This window comes from Pseudomonas putida (assembly GCF_050989985.1).
Lineage (GTDB): Bacteria > Pseudomonadota > Gammaproteobacteria > Pseudomonadales > Pseudomonadaceae > Aquipseudomonas > Aquipseudomonas putida_AI.
Genome location: NZ_CP158815.1, coordinates 1,530,485 through 1,550,923, shown reverse-complemented (window position 1 = coordinate 1,550,923; position 20,439 = coordinate 1,530,485). Strand labels below are relative to the sequence as shown.

Here is a 20,439-nt window from a genome sequence, read left to right as displayed (position 1 = left end):
GCGATTCAATGTGGGAGCGAGCCTGCTCGCGATAGCGGCGTGTCAGGCAACTAAGATGCTGGATGTGCCGGCCACATCGCGAGCAGGCTCGCTCCTACAATGGTTTGTGCAACTTTCAGTTTGTAAAAGGACTCTCGATGGATCGTTTGGCCGCAATGGAAACCTTCGTCTACGTGGTGGAAACCGGTTCGTTTTCCGCGGCGGCCCGGCGCCTGGGGATTGGTCAGCCCGCCGTGTCGAAAACCATCGCGCAGCTCGAATCGCGGCTGGCTGTGCGGCTGCTGTTGCGCTCGACCCGTGGCCTCACCCCTACCGAGGCCGGGCTGGCGTTTTTCGAGCGGGCCAAGCGCGCCATCGAAGAAGCCGATGAGGCCGACAACGCTGCACGCGGTTCGGCCAGCGGCCTGAGCGGCAACCTGCGCGTGTGTGCCGCCGTGACCTTCGGCCGACAGCACATCGTGCCGCACCTGGGGCCGTTTCTGGAGCAGAACCCGCAACTCAACATCGACCTGATGCTCGATGATCGCTACGTCAATCTGGTGGAAGAAGGCGTCGACGTTGCGCTGCGCCTGGGTACCTTGAGCGACTCCGGCCTCACCGCCCGCAAGATTGCCGAATGCCGACGCGTGGTGCTCGGCACGCCCGCCTATTTCGACAAACACGGCGAACCCGCCTGCCCTGCCGATCTGAGTCAGCACCAGGCAATCGTCTACACCTTGGGGGGCGGGGCCAGTTGGTCATTCAGGAAGGCCGGCGAAGAACAATCGGTGATGATGAGCGGTCGAATCCGCGTCAATGCCGCCGAAGGCCTGCGTGCAGCGGTGCTGGCACATCAGGGGCTGGTCATGGCTTCCGAATGGATGTTCGCGCCGGAACTGGCCAGCGGTGCGGTCAGGGAGGTGATGTCCGACTGGACGCTGCCGAATCAGGACCTGTGGGCGGTTTTCCCCACGGGCAGGATGGCCAGCGCCAAGGCGCGGGCGTTCGTTGAATATGTGCAGGGATTATTGGCTGAGCAGGTCTGATCCCACCTGTAGGAGCGAAGCTTGCTCGCGATGGACGCCAACGATTACGCGCCCCGTCTGAATGATCGCGTTCTCCTCAGGTTTTTCGCGAGCAGGCTCGCTCCTACAAAGGGATCGAGTTTATCCGCAGAATCCAGTCGCCTTTCAGTCCCGCCTACAGCACACACCCATCAAATCCCACACTGACATTCCCCGGCAGCTCCCCGCGATGCTCCATCAGCCACGCATCCAGCGTATGCCCGACATGGGTCAACACCGCCGCCTGTGGTCGCAAGGCTTCAATGCACTGCAGCGCCAGGTTCAGGTCATTGTGATTGCGCGGTGCCTGGGGTTGCGGTGGCATCGAGCAGTCGAGGACCAGCAAGTCCAGTGCCTCGCGTTGCAAGCGTGCCGTGGTGTCCGGTGGCAGGCCCACTGTGTCGGTCAGGTAGGCGATGCGCCGTCCATCGCCCTCCAGCAGATAGCCGAGGGTCGGCTTGGAATGCAGCAGCGGCAGGGCTGTAACGCTCAAACTGCCGAAGAGACGGGTCTCGAAAGCCTCGAACGGCTGGCTGAAATCCAGGATGCCCGGATGCTTGTAGAGGTCCGCCAGGCCTTCCGGGTCCGCCGGGCCGTGCACCGGAATCACTAGGCCCTGACCCCAACGCAAATGCAGCAGACCCTGGGCATGGTCAGCGTGGTAGTGGGTCTGGAAGATGCCGTTGAAACTGCGCGGCGGGAAGCGTTCGGTGAGGTCCAGCAGGCCGCTGTCGATCAGCCAGCGCTGGTCGCCGCATTCGATCAGCGCACAGCAAGGGCGTCGGCGCCAGCGTTCATCGATGTGAGCGCGAACGCAGGCCTGGCATTCGCAACCATAGACGGGAACCTGCCGGGCATCGCCGGTGCCGAGCAGCGTCAGGCGCATAGGGGCGGCTCGTCGATGCAGGCCAGCAGGCGGTCGACCGTCCGCTCCAGCGACCCGGAGTTGTCGAGCAGATGCACGCTCGGGTCCTCGGCCAGCAGGCGTTCACCGAAGCGGGCATTGCGCGCCAGCCGCTGATCGATTTCCGCCACGGACTCACGCCCCCGCGCCAGCAGGCGTTGGCGCAACACCGCCTCATCCACGGTTAGCAACACCACCAGCACGTTCGGATAGCGCTCGCGGGTCTGCGGCAGATGCCCGCGCGAGCCATTGATCAGCACGTCGTCCCCCGCCGCCAGCCAATCGTCGATTTCCTTCGGGATGCCATAGGCCAGTCCATTGGCCTGCCAGCTCAGGGCAAATGCACCCTGGGCCTGCATTTCAGTGAACTGCTGCATGCTGACGCCCAACGCCGCCTCGCCCACCGCTTCGGCCGAACGGGTGATGACCCGCCGCACGATGCGGCAGCCACGTTCGGCCAACCGCGTGCGTGCGGCATCCAGCAGGCTGTCCTTGCCCGAACCTGAAGGCCCGATGAGATAGATCAACCTGCCCGACATCAAAACACCCTCTTCGCTTGTCGCCATACTTGCTGGACCACCGGCAAACCGTCCTGGCTGCGGGCCTGCACCAGATCCGCACGCAAACCCTTGGCAATCTGCCCGCGATCGTCGAGCCCGGCGGCGCTGGCCGGGGCCAGGCTGACCATGCGCATCGCTTCGGCCAGGTCGATACGCTCGCTCTGCGCCGCCAGGGCAAATGCCGCCTGCAAGAGGCTCGCCGGGTAGTAGTCGCTGGACAAAATATCCAGCAGCCCTTGTTCAGCCAGCTCGGCGGCGGCCACGTTACCCGAGTGCGATCCGCCGCGCACGATGTTCGGCGCGCCCATCAACACTTTCATGTTCCGCTCCTTGCAACCGCGCGCCGCCTCGACGGTGGTCGGGAACTCGGCAATGGTCATGCCGTAGCGCGCCGACTCCTCGACGTGGGCCAGGGTCGCGTCGTCATGGCTGGCCACCGACAGGCCACGGGCCAGGCAATGCTCGACGATCGCCGCGCGATAGCGATCGCTGTACTGGCGGGAGTTGGCCATCTGCAAGGTGATGAATTCGTCCATCTGCGTCGTCGTCAGGTGGTACTTGCCCATGTAGTACTCACGGTACTTGGACTCCAGCACGAATTGGCGCTGACCCGGCGAATGGTCCATCACCGACACCAGTTGCACCAGCGGGTTCTCCACCAGGTCTCGGAACACGCTCAGGGTGTCCGGGTGGCACAGCTCGCAGCGCAGGTGCAGGCGGTGCTCGGCACGGGTCAGCCCGGCATCCGAGGCACTGGAGATCGCTTCGAGCATCGCCGGCAGTTTCTGCATGCGATTGCCCTTGGGGTTCACGTCGCCGATGGACACCGCGTCGAACACCGTGGTTATGCCCGCCGCGATGATCTGCGCATCGTGGCTGAGCACCGCCGGGCGCGACGGCCAGTCCACGCCGGGGCGCGGGGTCATGTGTTTTTCCAGGTTGTCGGTGTGCAGCTCCACCAGCCCCGGCAGCAGGAAATCGCCATTGAGGTCCTGGGCCTGGGGCAGGCGGCTGGGGCCTTCGGCAATGTCGGCAATCAAGCCGTCGCGCAGCAGCACGGTGCCGTAGAACACGCGGTCAGCGGTGACCAGTTGGGCATTGCTGAGGATCTGTTCAACGGGCATCGGCGTATTCCTTGTCGTTCACAGCACTGGGAGTCATGTCGAGATGGCGATCGGCAACCGCCTCGCGGGCGACGCGGTCGTGGAAGATGCCGATCAGCGCGGCACCGGCTTGCTTGGCTTCGTTCATCAGCTCCAGCACCACCTGGCGGTTGCTGTCGTCGAGGGAGGCCGTCGGCTCGTCGAGCAACATCACCGGCCAGGCCACCATGAACCCGCGAGCGATGTTGACCCGCTGCTGCTCGCCACCGGAGAAGGTGTTGGGCGAGAGTTGCCACAGGCGTTGCGGGATGTTCAGGCGGCTGAGCAGCAGTTCGGCGCGCGATTGCGCCAGGTCTTTCGACCAGCCACGGGCCAGGGCCGGCTCCATCACCACGTCCAGGCAGGCCACTCGCGGGATCACCCGCAGGAACTGGCTGACATAACCCAGGGTGCGCTGGCGCACCTGGAGAATGTCCCGGGGCTCGGCGCCCACCAGCTCCAGCCACTGGCCGTCGTGCTGCACGCGGATGCTGCCGCCCGCCGGCAGGTAGTTGCCGTACAGGGTGCGCAGCAAAGTGCTTTTGCCGGCGCCGGACTGGCCGTGCAGCACCAGGCATTCGCCGCCCGCCACACTGAAATCCACCCCGCGCAACACATTGAGGATCACGCCGTTCTGCTGGTGCAGGGTGAAGGTTTTCGAGAGGTCACGGACCTCGATCAAGGTATTCATCGCTCGGTTTCCACAGTTGGACGGGGCTTCACGGCTGCAACACCGAAGACACCAGCAGTTGCGAATAAGGGTGCTGCGGATCGTCGAGGATCTGATCGGTCAGACCGGTCTCCACCACCCGCGAACGACGCATCACCATCAAGCGATCGGCCAGCAGCCGCGCCACCGCCAGATCGTGGGTGACGATCACCACCGCCAGGTCCAGCTCGCGCACCAGGCCACGCAGCAGGTCGAGCAGGCGTGCCTGCACCGACACATCGAGACCGCCGGTCGGCTCGTCCATGAACACCAGGCGCGGGCTCGACACCAGGTTGCGGGCGATTTGCAGGCGCTGCTGCATGCCGCCGGAAAAGGTCCGGGGCAAGTCGTCGATGCGCTGCGGATCGATTTCCACCTGGCTCAGCCAGTCCAGGCCCGCGCCACGCAGTTGCTGGTAATTGCGCACGCCCTGAGCCATCAACCGCTCGCCGATGTTGGCGCCGGCGGAAACCCCCATGCGCAAACCGTCCCGAGGGTTCTGTTCGACGAAGCCCCATTCGGTGCGCAGCAAGGTGCGGCGCTCGGCTTCGCTGGCGCTGTACAGGTCCAGCCACTGGCCCTGTTTGTCGCGGTAACCGATGCGCCCACGCTGCGGCGGCAAGCGGCCGCTGAGCAGCGACAGCAGGGTCGATTTGCCGGAACCGGACTCGCCGACAATCCCCAGCACTTCGCCGGGATACAGGTCGAAGCTGACGTCCTGACAGCCCTTTTCCGGGCCGTACAACAGCGACAGGTCCTGCACTTGCAGCAAGGGTTCGGTGGACACGGACAGATCGTTTTTCAGCGCCTGGTTCATTGGCCCTGCTCCTGCTGGCTGACGCGCTGGGCGCAGTAATAGGTGTCGGAACAGACGAAGCGCTGGGTGCCGGCATCGTCGATGATCAGCTCGTCGAGGAACGAGTCGTGGCTGCCACAGATGGCGCAGTTCTCTTCCCATTGCTGAACCTGGAAAGGGTGATCCTCGAAGTCGAGGCTGGTGACGCGGGTGTACGGCGGTACTGCATACAGGCGCTTCTCGCGGCCGGCGCCGAACAGCATCAGCGCCGGGCTCATGTCGAGCTTCGGGTTGTCGAATTTGGGAATCGGCGAGGGGTCCATCACGTAGCGCTCGTCGACCGTCACCGGGTAGGCGTAGGCGGTGGCGATATGGCCGAAGGTGGCGATGTCCTCGTAGAGCTTGACGTGCATCACCCCGTAATCGTTGAGGGCGTGCATGGTCCGGGTCTCGGTTTCCGAGGGTTCGATAAAGCGCAGCGGCTCAGGGATCGGCACCTGATAGACCATGATCTGGTCGGCGTGCAGCGGCGTTTCCGGGATGCGGTGACGAGTCTGGATCACCGTCGCTTCCGGCGTCGCCTCAGTGGTGGCCACGCCAGCGGTACGGGCGAAGAAACGGCGGATCGACACGGCGTTGGTGGTGTCGTCGGCGCCCTGGTCGATCACCTTGAGCACGTCATCATCACCGAGAATCGCCGCGGTCAGCTGCATGCCACCGGTGCCCCAGCCATAGGGCAACGGCATCTCGCGGCCACCGAACGGCACCTGGTAACCGGGGATCGCCACCGCCTTGAGCAAGGCGCGTCGAATCATGCGTTTGGTCTGTTCATCGAGGTAGGCGAAGTTGTACGCGGCGTCGCGGACCGGCACTTGGGTCTGGTCATTCATGGTTGCTGCCCTCGGCAGGCTTGCGCAGTTTGCGGATCAGTTCCAGTTCGGCCTGGAAGTCCACGTAGTGAGGTAATTTGAGGTGCGAGACGAAGCCGGAAGCCTCGACGTTGTCGCAGTGCATCAGCACGAATTCTTCCTGCTGCGCCGGGGATTCGATTTCTTCGTTGTATTCCCTGGCACGCAGCGCGCGGTCGACCAGCGCCATCCCCATGGCCTTGCGCTCGGCATGTCCGAAGGCCAGGCCGTAGCCACGGGTGAACTGCGCAAGCTCCGTGGCCGAGCCGACGAACTGGTTGACCATCTCGCACTCGGTGACTTCGATACTGCCCAGGCAGATCGGGAAACCCAGCTCTTCAGGATCGATCCAGACCTCGACGTCGCCGATGCGGATTTCTCCGGCGAACGGGTGGTTGCGGCCATAACCGCGCTGGGTCGAATAACCCAGCGCCAGCAGGAAGCCTTCATCACCACGGGCCAGGGCCTGCAGGCGCTCGGCACGGCTGGCGGGCAACTCCAGCGGGTCGCGGGTGATGTCTGCGACCGTTTCGCCGTTGTCCGATTCAGTCTTGATCAAGCCTTCCTGCGCCAGCAGGCCGAGGACTCGCGGGCAGTCTTCGACACTGGCGTTTTCGCTGGTTTGCGGCCCCGGATACTCACCCTCGGCCAGCAGCGCAAAGTCGAGCAGGCGATGGGTGTAGTCGAAGGTCGGCCCCAGCAGTTGCCCGCCGGGCAGGTCCTTGAAGGTCGCGGAGATACGGCGGCTGAGCTGCATCTTCGCGGTGTCGACCGGCAGGCTCGGGCTGAAGCGCGGCAGCGTGGTGCGGTAGGCACGCAGCAGGAAGATCGCCTCAATCAGGTCACCCGCGGCTTGCTTGATCGCCAGCGCGGCGAGCTCTTCGTCATACAGCGAGCCCTCGCTCATCACCCGCGCCACCGCCAGCGGCAGTTGCTGGCGGATCTGCTCGACGCTCAATTCGGTGACCGAAGTATCGCCCCGGCGTTTTTTCGCCAGCAGACGGTGGGCATTGTCGATGGCCTGTTCGCCACCCTTGACGGCTACGTACATCAGGCACGCTCCTGTGTGATGCGAGTGCTGCGCGGCAGGCCGATCAGGCCGTGGCCGGCGGTGAAAAACAGGTCCAGTCCACGGGGGAATTCATTGCGCCGTTCACGCTCGCCCCAGAAGCCCTCGGCCACCGGCAGCGCGACGCGGTGTTCGGTCTCGATCCCCGGGCCATGCCAGGCCAGCCCTGCCCCGCCATCGAGGCTCGGCAGTTGAACCAGCAAGGTGCAGGACTGATCGGGGTAGCGGTCGTTGCCATGGTCGAAGCCGCCCAGGTCGAGCAGATCGTCGGCGGCGAGCAAGGCAAAGCGGGCGTCTTCACGATTGGCGGTCAGCGGGCAACCGCAATGGAAGGCCAGGTTGGCGCGTATCAGCGGCGTGTCGAAGGACGGCGCCAGCCACAGCGGCGTGTCCACATCCAGCAGCGCCAGGCACAGGGCGTAGGTCGCGGGAGCCAGGCCTTCGAGGCTCGGCGTGGCGTGCAGGGTCTGGATCACACCCGGGCCGGCCAGGGCCTTGAGGGCTGCGCGAAACCCGCGCTGGGCATCCAGCACCGGGTCGGCGAACGCCGGTTGCAACAGCTGTGCGCTCATCAGTTTTCTCCTCGCACGAGGGTGAAGAATTCGACTTTGGTGGCGGCGGTGTCCGCCTCTTTCCGGGCGCGGCGTTCGGCCTGGGCGTTGACCAGCGGCGTGATCATCTGGTCGAGCCAATGGCGCTGTTGCGAGCCTTGCAAATGGGCGTCGGCCAGCGCCGCCAGTTCGGCGTGGACCTTGTCGCGCCCGGCCAGATAGCTGTAGCCGGTACGGCCATCGGCCAGGCGCACCACGCAGCGGGTCACGCTCATTTCGCCGACGTTGAACGGCGCGCCGTTGCCACCCATGCGGCCACGGACCAGGGTCATGCCGATTTCCGGGGCGCGGATCAGTTGGTATTCGACATCGCGCAGCGCGGCTTCATGGGGCTGCAATTCGCTGCGACAGGCGCGGGCCAGCACGCCGATCCAGTGCTGCCGGGCGGTGTGAGAAGCAGGGTTCATCGGTTGGTTCTCCATCAGGTGACGACCTGGTACTGGAAGCGATCGGAACGGCTGGTGGACTGCGCGAGCTCCACCGCACGGCCATCGCGATCGCGGGAAAGGGTGAACACACTCAGGGCCGGCAAATGCCGGGGCATCATCAGCAGCGCGGCTTCTTCGCGGTTGGGCAAGCGGGCGCCGATCAGGCTTTGGGTGCGGGTCAGCGGCAGGTCCCGCTCGCTCAGGTATTGGCGCAGGGAGCCTCCGGTGTAATCGGCCAGCAACGGCGCATGGCTGGCGCAGTAGCGATGACGGATCAGGCTGACCGGTTGCCCGTCGAGCTTGCGCAGGGTCTGCAATTCGATCATCGGCGCCATCTCGGCGATGCCCAGATGCTCCGCCTCTTCGCGACTGGCGAAGCAGTAACGGCGCTTGAGCAGCACCGCCTCGACACCCAGCCCCTGGGCCGACAACGACTGGCTGTAGGCACTGTCGGCGGCCATCGGGTAAATCAGCGGGCGTTCCAACACCTGGGTGCCCTTGCCCTGGCGGCGCAGCAGGCTGCCTTCGAACACCAGTTCATCGATGGCGCGGCGCAAGGTGTGGCGGTTGACGCCGAAGCGTTCGGCCAGTTGCACCTCCGCCGGTAGGAAATCCCCGGCGCTGTAGCTCGCCAGCTCCCGACGCAGGATGTCGGCGAGTTCGCGGTACACCGGCTCATCTTGTCTAGACAACTGCATGCTTTAAAAAAAGCGCCCGCGGGCACCCCTCCGAAAAGTCAGATGAACTGCTTGCGCAGGCGTTGCGAGAGGATGTCGATCAGGCTCACGACCACGATGATCACCAGCAGCACGGCGCAGGTCTGAACGAACTGGAAGGCGCGGATGTTTTCCCAGAGGATCACGCCAATGCCGCCAGCCCCGACCATCCCCACCACCGTCGCCGAGCGCACGTTGGCCTCGAAGCGGTAGAGCGCGTAGGACACCCACAGCGGCATCACTTGCGGGATCACGCCGTAGATCACTTCCTGCAGGGCGCTGGCGCCGGTGGCGCGAACCCCTTCGACGGGCCCCGGATCAATCGCTTCCACGGCTTCGGCGAACAGCTTGGCGAGCACACCGGTGGTGCTGATCCACAGCGCCAGGACACCGGCAAATGGCCCAAGACCGACAGCCACCACGAACAACATGGCGAAGACCATCTCGTTGATCGAACGGAAGGCGTCCATCACCCGGCGCAGCGGTTGGTGAATCCACCAGGGGGTAATGTTTTCCGAACACAGGATGCCCAGCGGCACCGAGCAGACAATCGCCAGCACCGTGCCCCAGAGGGCAATTTGTACGGTGATGATCATTTCCTTGAGATAGGCGCGCCATTCATGGAAGTCGGGCGGGAAAAAGTCCGCGGCGAAGGTCGCCATGTTTCCCGAGTCGCGGTACAGCGCCATCGGATTCATTTCAGCGCCGTGCCAGGCCCAGGCCAGCAGGACCAGGAACAGGCCCCAACCGGCGTACTGCGGCCAGGTGCGCTTGCCGACAGCTTCAGCTTGAAGAGTGGTCATGAGGGTTCTCTAAATGGCGTAATGCAGAACCTGTAGGAGCGAGCCTGCTCGCGATGGTCGTCAACGATGACGCGGGAAACCGGGAGAAACGCGGTGTCCTTACGTTCATCGCGAGCAGGCTCGCTCCTACAGGGGTTAGCCGTTGGCCGCGGATTTTTTGTCGGCGGTTTTTTCGAGCAAGGTGATGCGCTCTTGCAGCTTGGCCAGCTCGGCGTCGATGTCGGCGAGTTTCTTGGCCTTGTCCGCCGCGTCGAGCTTGGTGTCGGCATTGATCGTGGTGCGTTGCTTGAACAGCTCAAGCTGGCGGATCGGCAGCAACTGGTCGTCGCTGGACTTGAGGAATTTGCCCAGCTGCATGCCTTTGAGCACCGCCTTCTCGGAGTCGGTGTCGCCGTAGCTGAAGATGAAATCGCGGATCTTCTGCTTCTCGCTGTCGCTCAGGGCCTTGCTCCATACCAGCGGGTCGGCCGGGATCAGCGGCGACTTCCAGATCACCTTGAGCATCGCGGCCTTGTCCGGCTGGGTGACTTCCAGGCGATCCCAGCTTTCGGTGTTGAAGGTCGCCACGTCCAGTTGCCCCTTGGCCACGCTCAGGGCGTTGACTTCATGGCTGGAGTTGAGCGTGCGCTTGAACGCGGTGGCCGGATCAACGTTGTTCTTGGCGAACACGTAGTAGCCCGGTACCAGGTAGCCGGAAGTGGAGTTCGGGTCACCGTTGCCGAAGGTCAGGGTCTTGGCGTTTTTCAGCATGTCGTCGACGGAGTTGATCGGGCTGTCCTTGCGCGCGATCAACACGCTCCAGTAGCCGGCTGCGCCACTGGCGGCAGCGGTCTGGGCGAAGATTTCACCATTGGAGCGGTCCACCGCTTCGATGGCGGCCTTGTTGCCCAGCCAGGCGACGTCGACCTTGTTGAAACGCATGCCCTGGATCAGGCCGGCATAGTCGGAGGCGAAGGTGGCGTTGACCTTCAGCCCGGTTTTCTTCTGCATGTCATCGAGAAACGGTTGCCAGATGCTCTTGAGGTTCTGCGACGACTCGGTGGACATGATGCCGAAGTTGATGGCTTTTTCTTCTGCCTGGGCGGTGCCCAGTACACAGCTGGCGAGCACTGCTGCGCCAGCAAAAACACGACCGATACGGTTCAACATGGAAGGGCTTCCTGAGGGTGAACGGTTGGGAGTTGGGAGGGTTATGCGCGTGCCATGACCAATCGGGGGAGCGCTTCGACGGGGCGAAGCTGGTCGGCACACATCAGGCTGGTGTCGATGTCGGCACCATACAAATCGTTGAGGAAATGGCTGCTCAGCTCGGCGGCGCGGCCGTCGAAATGAATGCGCCCGCCCTTGAGCGCCACGGCACGCGGGCAATATCGGGCGGCGTAGTCGACCTGATGCAGGGTGACCACGACGGTCTTGCCGTCACGGCGATTGATGTCGGCGAGGATTTCCATGACCTTGCGCGCCGACTCGGGGTCGAGCGAGGCAATAGGTTCATCCGCCAGAATCACTTCGGCCCGCTGGGTCAGCGCCCGGGCAATCGCCACGCGCTGCTGCTGGCCGCCGGACAGGGTCGAAGCGCGCTGCGCCGCCAGATCCGCCAGGCCAACGCGGTCCAGGGACTCCAGGGCGAACTGTTTTTCCTCGGCATTGAACAGGCTCAGGTTGCCGCGCCAGCGCGGCATGCGCCCCAGACAACCGAGCAGCACGTTGTCGAGCACGCTCAGGCGATTGACCAGGTTGAACTGCTGGAAAATGTAGCCGATGTCGGCGCGCAGGCGCCGTACCTTGCCATTGAGCCGTCCGCTGGCCTGCACTTCCCGCCCCAGCACCTTGACGCTGCCGCCATTATTGCGATCGCAACAGGCCAGGCCCGCGAGGTGGCGCAACAGGGTGGATTTGCCAGAGCCGGACGCGCCGATCAGCGCGACCATCTCACCGGCCGCGATGGTTAGTTCGAGGTCGACCAGTGCGGTTTTACGCGCAAAGGTCTTGTTCAGATGATCGACATGGATAGCTGCGTTCATGGGCTTCTCTGTCTGGTTGAACGGCCGTCCATGGCCGCATTTGATTTCAACCGACTTTAGGCACGGGCTGTGTCAGCCCTATGACTCGCACATGTCGCTGGATTAACTATTTGATGAAGGTTTTGTGAAAGGTTGAGGAGATCGCTGCCTGTGGATTGGCGAATGCGCTCCATTGTGGGAGCGAGCCTGCTCGCGATGGAGGTCAACGATGACGCGCCCTGCCTGGAGAAACGCGGTGCATCTGAAATCATCGCGAGCATGCTCGCTCCTACAGGGGAACGCGTGCACGCAATCGCGGTGCCACGAAATCCAGGAACGCACGCAACTTCAGAGGCAGCGGGGTTTGCCCCTTATGCACCAGGCTGACCGGCAACGGCGCCGACTCGTAAGGTTCAAGCACCACCTTCAACGCGTTTTTGCCCAAGGCCTGCGCAACCTGATAGGACAACACCCGTATCACGCCCACTCCGAGCATCGCCGCGTCGATGGCCGCTTCCGCCGTATTGACCGCCAGTCGCGAACGCACCCGCACGGACGTCTGCGACTTGCCCGTGTCGAACACCCAGGCGCCGACAGACTCCAGGACTTCGAAGGTGATGCAGGCGTGCCCGGCCAGATCCTCAGGCCGCGCGGGCACACCGTGGGTCGCCAGGTAATCGGGGCTGGCGCAGACCACGCGGCGTACCGCTCCCACCTGCGTGGCCATGAGCGAGCTGTCGGGCAGCTCGCCAATGCGCACCGCAGCGTCGCAGTGCTCTTCCATCAGATGCACCACGCGATCGGTGAGCATCAGGTTGACCTCGATCTCGGGATAGTGCGCAAGAAATTCGGCCACCACCGGCACCAGATGCAGGCGCCCGAACACCACTGGCGCCGTGACCACCAGCTCACCTTTGGGCGAGGCGTATTCGCCGGTCGCCGCGCGCTCGGCTTCACCGATGTCTTCGAGAATGCGTCTGCACGCCGCCACATAAGAAGCGCCGGCTTCGGTCAGCGACAGTTGCCGGGTGGTGCGATGCAGCAGGCGGGTGTTGAGGTGCGATTCGAGCTCCGCCACCTTGCGGCTGACGGTGGCCAGCGGCATGCCGAGCCTGCGCGCGGCGCCCGACAGGCTGCCAGAGTCGACCACGGCGATCAGCACAGACATGGATTCAAGACGGTTCATGGCGCTCTATCAAATTATGGAAGGATGATTCCCGATCCTAGGGGATTATCCCCATTTATGCGAATGCGTAAGGTTGGGCACTCAAGTCCCGCGCGCGATATCCCGTCGCACTTGCCGGAAGCCAACCCTCAAGGAGAGTGCCGTGAGCGCCCTGCCCCTATCCTCCGAAAGCCCGTCGAACGCCGAGAACGCGCCCGCGCTGGCGTCACGCGGGAAGATCATCATGATGGCGATCATCGCCGGCGCGGTGATCACCAACATTTACTGCACCCAGCCGATCCTGCCGTTGATCGCTGCGGACCTGGGGCTCGACCTGACGACTGTCGACCTGGTGGCGGGCGCGGCACTGTTGGGTTTCGCCACCGGGCTGGCGTTGCTGCTGCCCATGGGCGACCGTTTTGATCGGCGCAAGCTGGTGCTCGGGCAAATTGCCCTGGCCTTCTGCCTTGCCATTGCGGCAGCCGTCTCGCCCAGCGTCGGCAGTTTGATCGCCGCGTCGTTCGGCCTCGGCATCGTCAGTTGCGTGCCGCAGCAACTGGTGCCGTTCGCTGCGGTCATGTCCAGGCCCAGCGAACGTGGGCGCAACGTCGGCACGGTGGTCAGCGGCATCATGGTCGGCATCCTGCTCGGGCGCACCATCGCCGGTGTGGTGGGTGACACCTGGGGTTGGCGCGCGGTGTATGGCGTGGAAGCGGCGTTCATGATTCCGGTGTGGATCGCCGCGGCCGCACTGCTGCCCCAGGGCGTGCCGAGCACCAACCTTTCTTACCCGCGCCTGCTCGCCTCACTGTGGCCGCTGATGCGTGACAATGCGCCGATTCGCCAGTCGATGATCGTCCAGGCGCTGTTGTGGGCCTGTTTCAACGCCTTTTGGGTGAACCTGGCGGCGCTGCTGGCCAATGGTCCATTCCAGCTGGGCAGTGCCTGGGCCGGCGGCTTCGGCATCATCGGCGCGGCGGGTGCCCTCGCGGCGTCCCTCGGTGGCCGGGCCACCGACCGCCTGGGTTCACGCCGTGTGATCGGCGCCAGCATCGGCATCGTCACACTGGCCTATCTGCTGCTGGCCGGTGCGCAAACCTCGCTGGCGTTGCTGGTGCTTGGGGTGATCGTGCTGGACATCGGCGTGCAATCAGGGTTGGTGTCCAACCAGACACGGGCCTTCGCGGTCGACCCGAAAGCCCAGGGACGGATCAACAGCCTGTACATGACGGCGACCTTCTTCGGGGGCGCGGTGGGTGCGGCGGTCAGTGGTTGGTTGATGACTCGCTATGGTTGGTCCGGGATCGTTGTGTTTGGTGTCGCGCTTGGGCTCATCGCACTGGCGATCCACTGGATCGGCGCGCCTCGAAAAACGACCTGACTTTCGCGGATACCCCAATCCCCTGTAGGAGCGAGCCTGCTCGCGATGGACGTCAACGATAACGCGCGCTGTATGAATGACCGCGTTGCCTGGACGTTTTTCGCGAGCAGGCTCGCTCCTACAGGGATTTCATCGTTTTTATCCGCCCAAAAAAAGACGACCTCGAAGGTCGCCTTTTGTCTTACTGCCCGAACTGTCGTCCAAGACCACCCGGCACGCCGTGGATGTCAGTCTCTTCCCACGGCCCTTTCGGGCTGATCGAGCGGCTCCAGCCGTTGTTCCAGCGGTAGTAGGTGCGCTGGCGGTAGAAGGTGTTGGGCTGGTCTTCAAGCACATAGACACCCAGCTTCGGATCCCAATGGCTGTTGCCTCCCGGCGGCGGCGCGAAGCTCGCCGAGGTGCGCGGCAGCGGCTTGGCGGGCTTGGCTGGAATGCTCGGTTTGCTTGGGCTCGGCGAGGTCGACGGCGTGGGCTTGGGCTGGGTCGGCGGGATCGGCGGCAGATGCGTCGTTTCCGGTTGCTGGACCGCACAGGCGCTCAGTCCTAAAACGACACTGAGCAAGGTGATACGAGCGATGGCGGTCATGGTGGTGTTTCCTGTCATTTGTCCGGGCTGTCGATGGTCAGTGTTTGCGGCGCGGTGGTGCTGCTGGCCAGCGGCTGGCTGCGTCCGATCCACTCGCCTGCCGTCGGTTGCCCGGCACGGGAGATGCGCGCAACCAGTTGGACTTCAGGGAAGTTCGACAGTTTCAACTGCGGCATCATTGCATCGGCATCGCCCAATTCGACGGTCGCCGGCAGGTCGGCCACGGTCAGGCGCTTGGCCGCCAGCGGCGCGGGCGGGCCGGAGGTCGCACGGGCGAAAATGAACACGCTGTCACCCGGCTGGACCTTGGCCTTCAGATCCGCCGCCAGACTTACCTGGACCTTGAGCAACGCACCAGACTTGGCCACCGCCGGTGCCGGCGCTGCGGCTGGGGCCACTTTGCCGCCGCTGGCCACCAGCTTCTCGGTGGCGCGGGTAATGCCGCCCTGCAAGGCGATACGCGACTTGTCCTCCGGCGGCAGTTGCTCCAGCAAGCGATTCCAGTAATCGATGGCGTCCTGATAACGCTGCCCTTCGAACGCGGCGATGCCCAACAGGCCCAGGCTGGTCACTTCTTTCGGGTCAGCCTTCAGCGCTTCATCGGTCAGCGCCTGAATCTGCTCCGACCATTTCTTGCCATCGGCGAAATACAGGGCCTGGGCCCACTGCCCCAACAGCTCAGGCTGGCGCCCGGCCAGGTTGACCGTGCGCTCGAAGATCTTCGCGGCGTCTGCCGGACGCTCCTCGGTCATGTAAGTACGACCGAGGAAGTACAGCGCTTCGGCGGATTCCGGCTGTGCCGCGACCGCGCGCTCGAGGCGCTGGGTCATTTCTTCCATCGATTTTGGCGCGTGGGAGAATTCCCGGGTCAGCTCGACTTTGTCGCTGGCACCGAAATGCAGATACAAGCCCAGGCCCAGTACCGGCACCAGGATCGCCGCCAGCAACGGCGCCGGCTTGCCCAGGCGCGAGACCCGCGGCGCGGCGGCGCCTTCGGTGTCGGCCAACAGTTCACGGGCGGCTTCGGCACGACCGGCATCCATCTGCGCGGCATCGAGCACACCCTCTTCCTGCTGAGCCTGCAACTCAGCCACGCGCTCCTGATACAGCGCCACGTTCAGGGCAGTACGATCCTCTTCGAGCTGGGCGCGACGATGACGCAGGACGGGGATCAGCAGAAAACTCAGGGCCACCAGAAGCAGCAGACCTGCAGCGAGCCAGAAATCAATCATTCTTGGTTTTTATCCAACAGTTGGTCGAGGCGCTTGCGCTCCTCGGCAGAAAGCGAGCCCGGGGTTTGCGCGCGTTGTGCGCGACGCCGGCGGACGATCACGGCAATGACTACCAAGCCGCCCAGCAGCAAGCCGGCGGGGCCGAACCAGAGCACTGCGGTCTTGGCGTTCAGGGCCGGTTTGTAGCGGACGAAGTCACCGTAGCGATCGACCATGAAGTCGATGATCTGCTGGTTGTCCTTGCCCTCGCCGAGCATGCGGTAGATCTCTTTGCGCAGGTCGGCGGCGATCGGGGCGTTGGAATCGGCGATGTCCTGGTTCTGGCACTTGGGGCAGCGCAGCTCCTTGGTCAGCTCGCGAAACCGCTCGCGATCGCCTTCTTTGGCGAACTCATAGGTATCGATGGCCGCGTGGGCCACGCCGGCCAGGCTCAAGCCCAGGACTACAGCAGCGAGCCAGCGCTTCATGGCTTGGCCTCATCGGCCAGCGCCTGGTACTTGGCCGCCAGTTTTTCCCGCCAGACCTGCTCGTCGATCACCCCGACGAACTTGTCGCGAATGATGCCCTTGGCGTCGATGAAGAAGGTTTCCGGAGCGCCGTACACACCCAGGTTCAAGCCCAGGGTGCCGGCGTCGTCGCGGATGTCCAGTTGATAGGGGTTGTGGAATTCGCTCAGCCACTTCAAGGCGTCGGCGTTGACGTCCTTGTAGTTGATGCCGTAGATCACCACGCCCTTCTCGGCCAGCTTGTTCAGCACCGGATGCTCGACCCGGCAGGAAATGCACCAGGTACCCCAGACGTTGACCAGGGCCGGTTTGCCGAGGATATCGGCGCGGGTCAGGGTCTTGTCGCCCTGCACCGCCGGCAAGGAAAACTCGGGGAAGGGTTTGCCGATCATCGCCGAGGGCAACTCGGCCGGATCCAGGTACAGACCGCGATACAGGAAAACAGCGACCACCAGGAAAATCGCCAGTGGCAACAGCATCAACCAACGTTTCATGCAGTGGCTCCACTCATGCCCAGTGCTTCACGCACGCGGCTTGTTACCTTGACCCGATAACGCCGATCCAGCGCTGCCAACAAGCCGCCAAGGCCGGTGAGCAACCCGCCGAACCAGATCCAGCGCACGAACGGCTTGACGTGCACCCGCACCGCCCAGGCGCCGTCGCCCAGTGGTTCGCCCAGCGCGACATAAAGGTCACGGGTGAAACCGGCGTCGATTCCGGCTTCGGTCATCACCGAGTTTTGCACGGTGTAGAGGCGTTTTTCCGGATGCAGTACGGTGACTTCCTTGCCATCGCGGATCACCCGGATGGTGCCCTTGTCGGAGGTGAAGTTCGGGCCTTCGAAGTGCTTGGCGCCTTCGAACACAAAGTGATAACCGGCCAGGTCCATGGATTCGCCCGGCGCCAGGCGCAGGTCGCGCTCGGCACTGTTCTGGCTCGACAGCACCACACCCAGGGCGCAGACCGCGATGCCCAGGTGTGCCAGTTGCATGCCCCAATAGCTGCGGGTCAGGGTCGGCAGGCCCTTGACCAGGCCTTTGTGGCGGGTCTTGTCGAAGATGTCTCGCACACCGGCCAGCAACACCCAGGCCGCGAGCAGGAAGGTCGCGAGCACCGCCCAGTTGAAGTCGCCGTAAGCGACGCCGGCCACCACGGCCATGGCGACGCTGCCGAGCAATACCGGGGTCAGCATGCTCATCAGCCATTTCACCGGGGTGTCTTTCCAGCGCACGATCACGCCGACCGCCATCACCACCATCAACAAGGCCATCAACGGAATGAACAGCGCGTTGAAGTAAGGCGGGCCCACCGACAGCTTGGCGCCGGTCATCGCATCCAGAATCAGCGGATACAGGGTGCCGAGCAGGATCATCGACGCTGCCACCACCAGCACCAGGTTGTTGCCCAGCAACAGGGTTTCCCGGGACCAGAGGTTGAAGCCGACCTGGCTCTTGACCACCGGTGCGCGCAGGGCGAACAGCGTCAGCGAACCACCCACCACGAACAGCAGGAAAATCAGGATGAACACGCCACGCTCGGGGTCGGAGGCGAATGCGTGAACCGACGTCAGCACGCCGGAACGCACGAGGAAGGTGCCCAGCAGGCTGAGTGAAAACGCGGCGATGGCCAGCAACACGGTCCAGCTCTTGAACACCCCGCGTTTTTCCGTGACCGCCAGCGAGTGGATCAGCGCGGTGCCCACCAGCCATGGCATGAAGGAAGCGTTTTCCACCGGGTCCCAGAACCACCAGCCGCCCCAGCCGAGCTCGTAGTAGGCCCACCAGGAGCCGAGGGTGATACCGATGCCGAGGAAGGCCCAGGCAACGATGGTCCACGGACGCGACCAGCGCGCCCAGGCCGCATCCAGGCGACCGCCGAGCAAAGCGGCGATGGCGAAGGCAAAGGCCACGGAGAAGCCGACATAGCCCATGTACAGCATCGGTGGATGCACGATCAGGCCGATGTCTTGCAGCAACGGGTTGAGGTCGCGACCGTCAGCGGGAATCTGCGGCAGGATGCGTGAGAACGGGTTGGAGGTGAGGATCAGGAACAGCAGGAAGCCGGTGCTGATCATGCCCATGACCGCCAGCACCCGCGCCAGCATCACCTGCGGCAACTGCCGGGAGAACACCGACACCGCGAAGGTCCAGCCACCGAGGATCAACGCCCAGAGCAGCAACGAACCTTCGTGGGCGCCCCACACGGCGCTGAATTTGTAGTACCACGGCAAGGCGCTGTTGGAGTTGCTGGCCACGTAAGCGACGGAGAAATCATCGGTAACGAAGGCGTAAGTCAGGCTACCGAAGGCGAACAGCAGGAATGCGAACTGACCCCACGCGGCCGGCTGGGCCAGGCTCATCCACAAACGGTCACCGCGCCAGGCGCCGAGCAACGGCACCACGGCCTGAACCAGGGCAAAACACAGCGCCAGAATCATGGCCAGATGGCCAAGCTCCGGAATGAAAATGCCGGAAGTCATGGATCAACCCTCCTTCGCGGGTGTGGGAGCGGATTGACCACTGTCTTTCAACGCCTTGGTCACTTCCGGGGGCATGTACTTCTCGTCGTGCTTGGCCAGCACTTCGTCGGCCACTACCACGCCATCGGCATTGAGCTTGCCCAGGGCGACGATGCCCTGCCCTTCGCGGAACAGGTCCGGGAGGATGCCGCGATAGCTGATGGTCACGGATTTGTTGAAGTCGGTGACGACGAACTTCACGTCCAGCGAATCGCTGGAGCGTTGCAGCGAACCCTTCTCGACCATGCCACCGGCGCGGATACGCGTGTCATGGGGCGCTTCGCCGTTGGCGATCTGGGTCGGCGTGTAAAACAGGTTGATGTTTTGCTGCAGGGCGCTCAGGGCCAGGCCGACGGCAGCGCCGACCCCGACCAGGATCGCGAGAATGATGGTAAGACGCTTTTTACGCAGCGGATTCACTTGCCGTTCTCCCGGCGCAGACGACGCGCCTCTTGTTGCAGATACCGCTTGCGGGCCAGGATCGGCGCCGCCACGTTGAGGGCCAGCACCACCAGGCAGATGCCATAGGCCGACCAGACATACAGGCCGTGATGGCCCATGGCGAGGAAGTCGCCGAATGAAGCAAAACTCATCGAGCGACCTCCAGGCTGTTTTCCACTTCGGCCTTGACCCAACTGGCCCGCGCCTCGCGCTTGAGCACTTCGAGACGCATGCGCAGCAGCAGCACCGCGCCGAAGAAACAGTAGAACCCCAGCGCCGTCAGCAGCAGCGGCAGCCACATCTCGGCGGGCATCGCAGGCTTTTCGGTGAGGGTAAAGGTCGCGCCCTGGTGCAGGGTGTTCCACCACTCCACCGAGTATTTGATGATCGGGATGTTGATCACGCCGACAATGGCCAGCACCGCGCAAGCCTTGGCCGCGCTGTCACGATTGCTGATGGCGTTGCCCAGTGCAATGACACCGAAGTACAGAAACAGCAGGATCAGCATGGACGTTAGTCGTGCATCCCAGACCCACCACGAACCCCAGGTCGGCTTGCCCCAGATCGCGCCGGTGACCAGGGCGACCGCCGTCATCCAGGCACCGATGGGGGCTGCGCATTGCAGGGCGACATCGGCCAGTTTCATTTTCCACACCAGCCCGACGACACCGCACACAGCCAGCATCACGTAGATGGACTGCGCCAGCATGGCGGCCGGAACGTGAATATAAATGATGCGAAAGCTGTTGCCCTGCTGATAGTCGGGCGGCGCGAAGGCCAGGCCCCAGACTACGCCAATGCCGATCAGCAGCAAGGCTGCAATGCTCAGCCACGGCAGCATTTTGCCGCTGATGCCGTAAAACCACTTGGGTGAGCCGAGCTTATGAAACCAGGTCCAGTTCATTACTGTTTCCATCA

At 63.8% G+C, this 20,439-nt stretch carries 24 protein-coding genes; 2 read left to right on the top strand and 22 right to left on the bottom strand.

Translation table 11 applies throughout. From position 1 onward, the window contains the following. Nucleotides 1–137: 137 nt before the first annotated feature. Nucleotides 138–1,025, top strand: a complete 888-nt coding sequence (locus ABTV29_RS07475) for a LysR family transcriptional regulator (RefSeq protein WP_433769493.1) — start codon at nt 138–140, stop codon at nt 1,023–1,025. 154 nt (nt 1,026–1,179) lie between these two features. Here the strand turns inward: ABTV29_RS07475 and phnP are convergent, their stop codons facing one another. The 14 genes from phnP to ABTV29_RS07405 all read right to left on the bottom strand — a co-directional run bounded on the left by phnP (nt 1,180) and on the right by ABTV29_RS07405 (nt 12,878). Further along, nucleotides 1,180–1,929, bottom strand: a complete 750-nt coding sequence (gene phnP / locus ABTV29_RS07470; RefSeq protein WP_433769492.1) for a phosphonate metabolism protein PhnP — start codon at nt 1,927–1,929, stop codon at nt 1,180–1,182. Further along, nucleotides 1,920–2,486: a phosphonate metabolism protein/1,5-bisphosphokinase (PRPP-forming) PhnN gene (gene phnN / locus ABTV29_RS07465; protein WP_433769491.1), complete on the bottom strand. Its 567-nt coding sequence runs from the start codon at nt 2,484–2,486 to the stop codon at nt 1,920–1,922. The genes phnP and phnN overlap by 10 nt, the downstream gene beginning before the upstream one ends. Next, nucleotides 2,486–3,631: an alpha-D-ribose 1-methylphosphonate 5-triphosphate diphosphatase gene (locus ABTV29_RS07460; protein ID WP_433769490.1), complete on the bottom strand. Its 1,146-nt coding sequence runs from the start codon at nt 3,629–3,631 to the stop codon at nt 2,486–2,488. The genes phnN and ABTV29_RS07460 overlap by 1 nt, the downstream gene beginning before the upstream one ends. Continuing rightward, nucleotides 3,621–4,340, bottom strand: coding sequence for a phosphonate C-P lyase system protein PhnL (phnL, locus tag ABTV29_RS07455; protein WP_433769489.1), 720 nt, complete (start codon nt 4,338–4,340; stop codon nt 3,621–3,623). Before phnL ends, ABTV29_RS07460 begins: the two co-directional genes overlap by 11 nt. Nucleotides 4,341–4,368: 28 nt before the next feature. Next, the gene (phnK, locus tag ABTV29_RS07450) at nt 4,369–5,175 is read right to left on the bottom strand and encodes a phosphonate C-P lyase system protein PhnK (RefSeq protein WP_433769488.1); all 807 of its coding nucleotides are present in this window, start codon (nt 5,173–5,175) and stop codon (nt 4,369–4,371) included. After that, nucleotides 5,172–6,044 (bottom strand): alpha-D-ribose 1-methylphosphonate 5-phosphate C-P-lyase PhnJ, encoded by an 873-nt coding sequence (locus ABTV29_RS07445; RefSeq protein ID WP_433769487.1) that lies wholly within the window; start codon nt 6,042–6,044, stop codon nt 5,172–5,174. The genes phnK and ABTV29_RS07445 overlap by 4 nt, the downstream gene beginning before the upstream one ends. Continuing rightward, nucleotides 6,037–7,113, bottom strand: coding sequence for a carbon-phosphorus lyase complex subunit PhnI (locus tag ABTV29_RS07440; protein ID WP_433769486.1), 1,077 nt, complete (start codon nt 7,111–7,113; stop codon nt 6,037–6,039). The genes ABTV29_RS07445 and ABTV29_RS07440 overlap by 8 nt, the downstream gene beginning before the upstream one ends. Then, nucleotides 7,113–7,703, bottom strand: coding sequence for a phosphonate C-P lyase system protein PhnH (gene phnH / locus ABTV29_RS07435; RefSeq protein ID WP_433769485.1), 591 nt, complete (start codon nt 7,701–7,703; stop codon nt 7,113–7,115). The genes ABTV29_RS07440 and phnH overlap by 1 nt, the downstream gene beginning before the upstream one ends. Further along, nucleotides 7,703–8,149 (bottom strand): phosphonate C-P lyase system protein PhnG, encoded by a 447-nt coding sequence (gene phnG, locus ABTV29_RS07430; protein ID WP_433769484.1) that lies wholly within the window; start codon nt 8,147–8,149, stop codon nt 7,703–7,705. Before phnG ends, phnH begins: the two co-directional genes overlap by 1 nt. Before the next feature lie 14 nt (nt 8,150–8,163). Next, entirely contained in the window at nt 8,164–8,868 is a 705-nt protein-coding gene (phnF, locus tag ABTV29_RS07425) for a phosphonate metabolism transcriptional regulator PhnF (protein ID WP_433769483.1), read from the bottom strand. Nucleotides 8,869–8,906: 38 nt separating this feature from the next. Next, on the bottom strand, nt 8,907–9,689 hold the full coding sequence (gene phnE / locus ABTV29_RS07420) for a phosphonate ABC transporter, permease protein PhnE (protein WP_433769482.1): 783 nt from the start codon (nt 9,687–9,689) through the stop codon (nt 8,907–8,909). 135 nt (nt 9,690–9,824) lie between these two features. After that, nucleotides 9,825–10,838, bottom strand: coding sequence for a phosphonate ABC transporter substrate-binding protein (gene phnD / locus ABTV29_RS07415; RefSeq protein WP_433769481.1), 1,014 nt, complete (start codon nt 10,836–10,838; stop codon nt 9,825–9,827). A gap of 41 nt (nt 10,839–10,879) precedes the next feature. Then, nucleotides 10,880–11,713: a phosphonate ABC transporter ATP-binding protein gene (phnC, locus tag ABTV29_RS07410; RefSeq protein WP_433769480.1), complete on the bottom strand. Its 834-nt coding sequence runs from the start codon at nt 11,711–11,713 to the stop codon at nt 10,880–10,882. A 268-nt stretch (nt 11,714–11,981) separates the two neighbouring features. Next, nucleotides 11,982–12,878 carry a LysR family transcriptional regulator gene (locus tag ABTV29_RS07405; RefSeq protein WP_433769479.1) on the bottom strand — a complete coding sequence of 299 codons (897 nt, stop codon included), beginning with the start codon at nt 12,876–12,878 and terminating at the stop codon, nt 11,982–11,984. Between the two features lie 142 nt (nt 12,879–13,020). Between ABTV29_RS07405 and ABTV29_RS07400 the strand changes: the two genes are divergently transcribed. Further along, nucleotides 13,021–14,238: an MFS transporter gene (locus ABTV29_RS07400; RefSeq protein ID WP_433769478.1), complete on the top strand. Its 1,218-nt coding sequence runs from the start codon at nt 13,021–13,023 to the stop codon at nt 14,236–14,238. Between the two features lie 181 nt (nt 14,239–14,419). Here the strand turns inward: ABTV29_RS07400 and ABTV29_RS07395 are convergent, their stop codons facing one another. The 8 genes from ABTV29_RS07395 to ABTV29_RS07360 are packed head-to-tail and all read right to left on the bottom strand — an operon-like array spanning nt 14,420 to nt 20,425. Further along, the gene (locus ABTV29_RS07395) at nt 14,420–14,824 is read right to left on the bottom strand and encodes a hypothetical protein (protein ID WP_433769477.1); all 405 of its coding nucleotides are present in this window, start codon (nt 14,822–14,824) and stop codon (nt 14,420–14,422) included. A gap of 14 nt (nt 14,825–14,838) precedes the next feature. Beyond that, nucleotides 14,839–16,056, bottom strand: a complete 1,218-nt coding sequence (gene ccmI / locus ABTV29_RS07390; protein ID WP_433769476.1) for a c-type cytochrome biogenesis protein CcmI — start codon at nt 16,054–16,056, stop codon at nt 14,839–14,841. Continuing rightward, nucleotides 16,053–16,523, bottom strand: a complete 471-nt coding sequence (locus ABTV29_RS07385; RefSeq protein ID WP_433769475.1) for a cytochrome c-type biogenesis protein — start codon at nt 16,521–16,523, stop codon at nt 16,053–16,055. Before ABTV29_RS07385 ends, ccmI begins: the two co-directional genes overlap by 4 nt. Then, nucleotides 16,520–17,056 (bottom strand): DsbE family thiol:disulfide interchange protein, encoded by a 537-nt coding sequence (locus tag ABTV29_RS07380; RefSeq protein WP_433769474.1) that lies wholly within the window; start codon nt 17,054–17,056, stop codon nt 16,520–16,522. The genes ABTV29_RS07385 and ABTV29_RS07380 overlap by 4 nt, the downstream gene beginning before the upstream one ends. Continuing rightward, entirely contained in the window at nt 17,053–19,041 is a 1,989-nt protein-coding gene (locus ABTV29_RS07375) for a heme lyase CcmF/NrfE family subunit (RefSeq protein ID WP_433769473.1), read from the bottom strand. The genes ABTV29_RS07380 and ABTV29_RS07375 overlap by 4 nt, the downstream gene beginning before the upstream one ends. A gap of 3 nt (nt 19,042–19,044) precedes the next feature. After that, on the bottom strand, nt 19,045–19,500 hold the full coding sequence (ccmE, locus tag ABTV29_RS07370; protein ID WP_433769472.1) for a cytochrome c maturation protein CcmE: 456 nt from the start codon (nt 19,498–19,500) through the stop codon (nt 19,045–19,047). After that, a complete protein-coding gene (gene ccmD / locus ABTV29_RS07365; protein ID WP_110964356.1) occupies nt 19,497–19,673 on the bottom strand; it encodes a heme exporter protein CcmD in 177 nt (58 codons plus the stop codon). The genes ccmE and ccmD overlap by 4 nt, the downstream gene beginning before the upstream one ends. Continuing rightward, on the bottom strand, nt 19,670–20,425 hold the full coding sequence (locus ABTV29_RS07360) for a heme ABC transporter permease (RefSeq protein WP_433769471.1): 756 nt from the start codon (nt 20,423–20,425) through the stop codon (nt 19,670–19,672). Before ABTV29_RS07360 ends, ccmD begins: the two co-directional genes overlap by 4 nt. Nucleotides 20,426–20,439 lie beyond the last annotated feature (14 nt).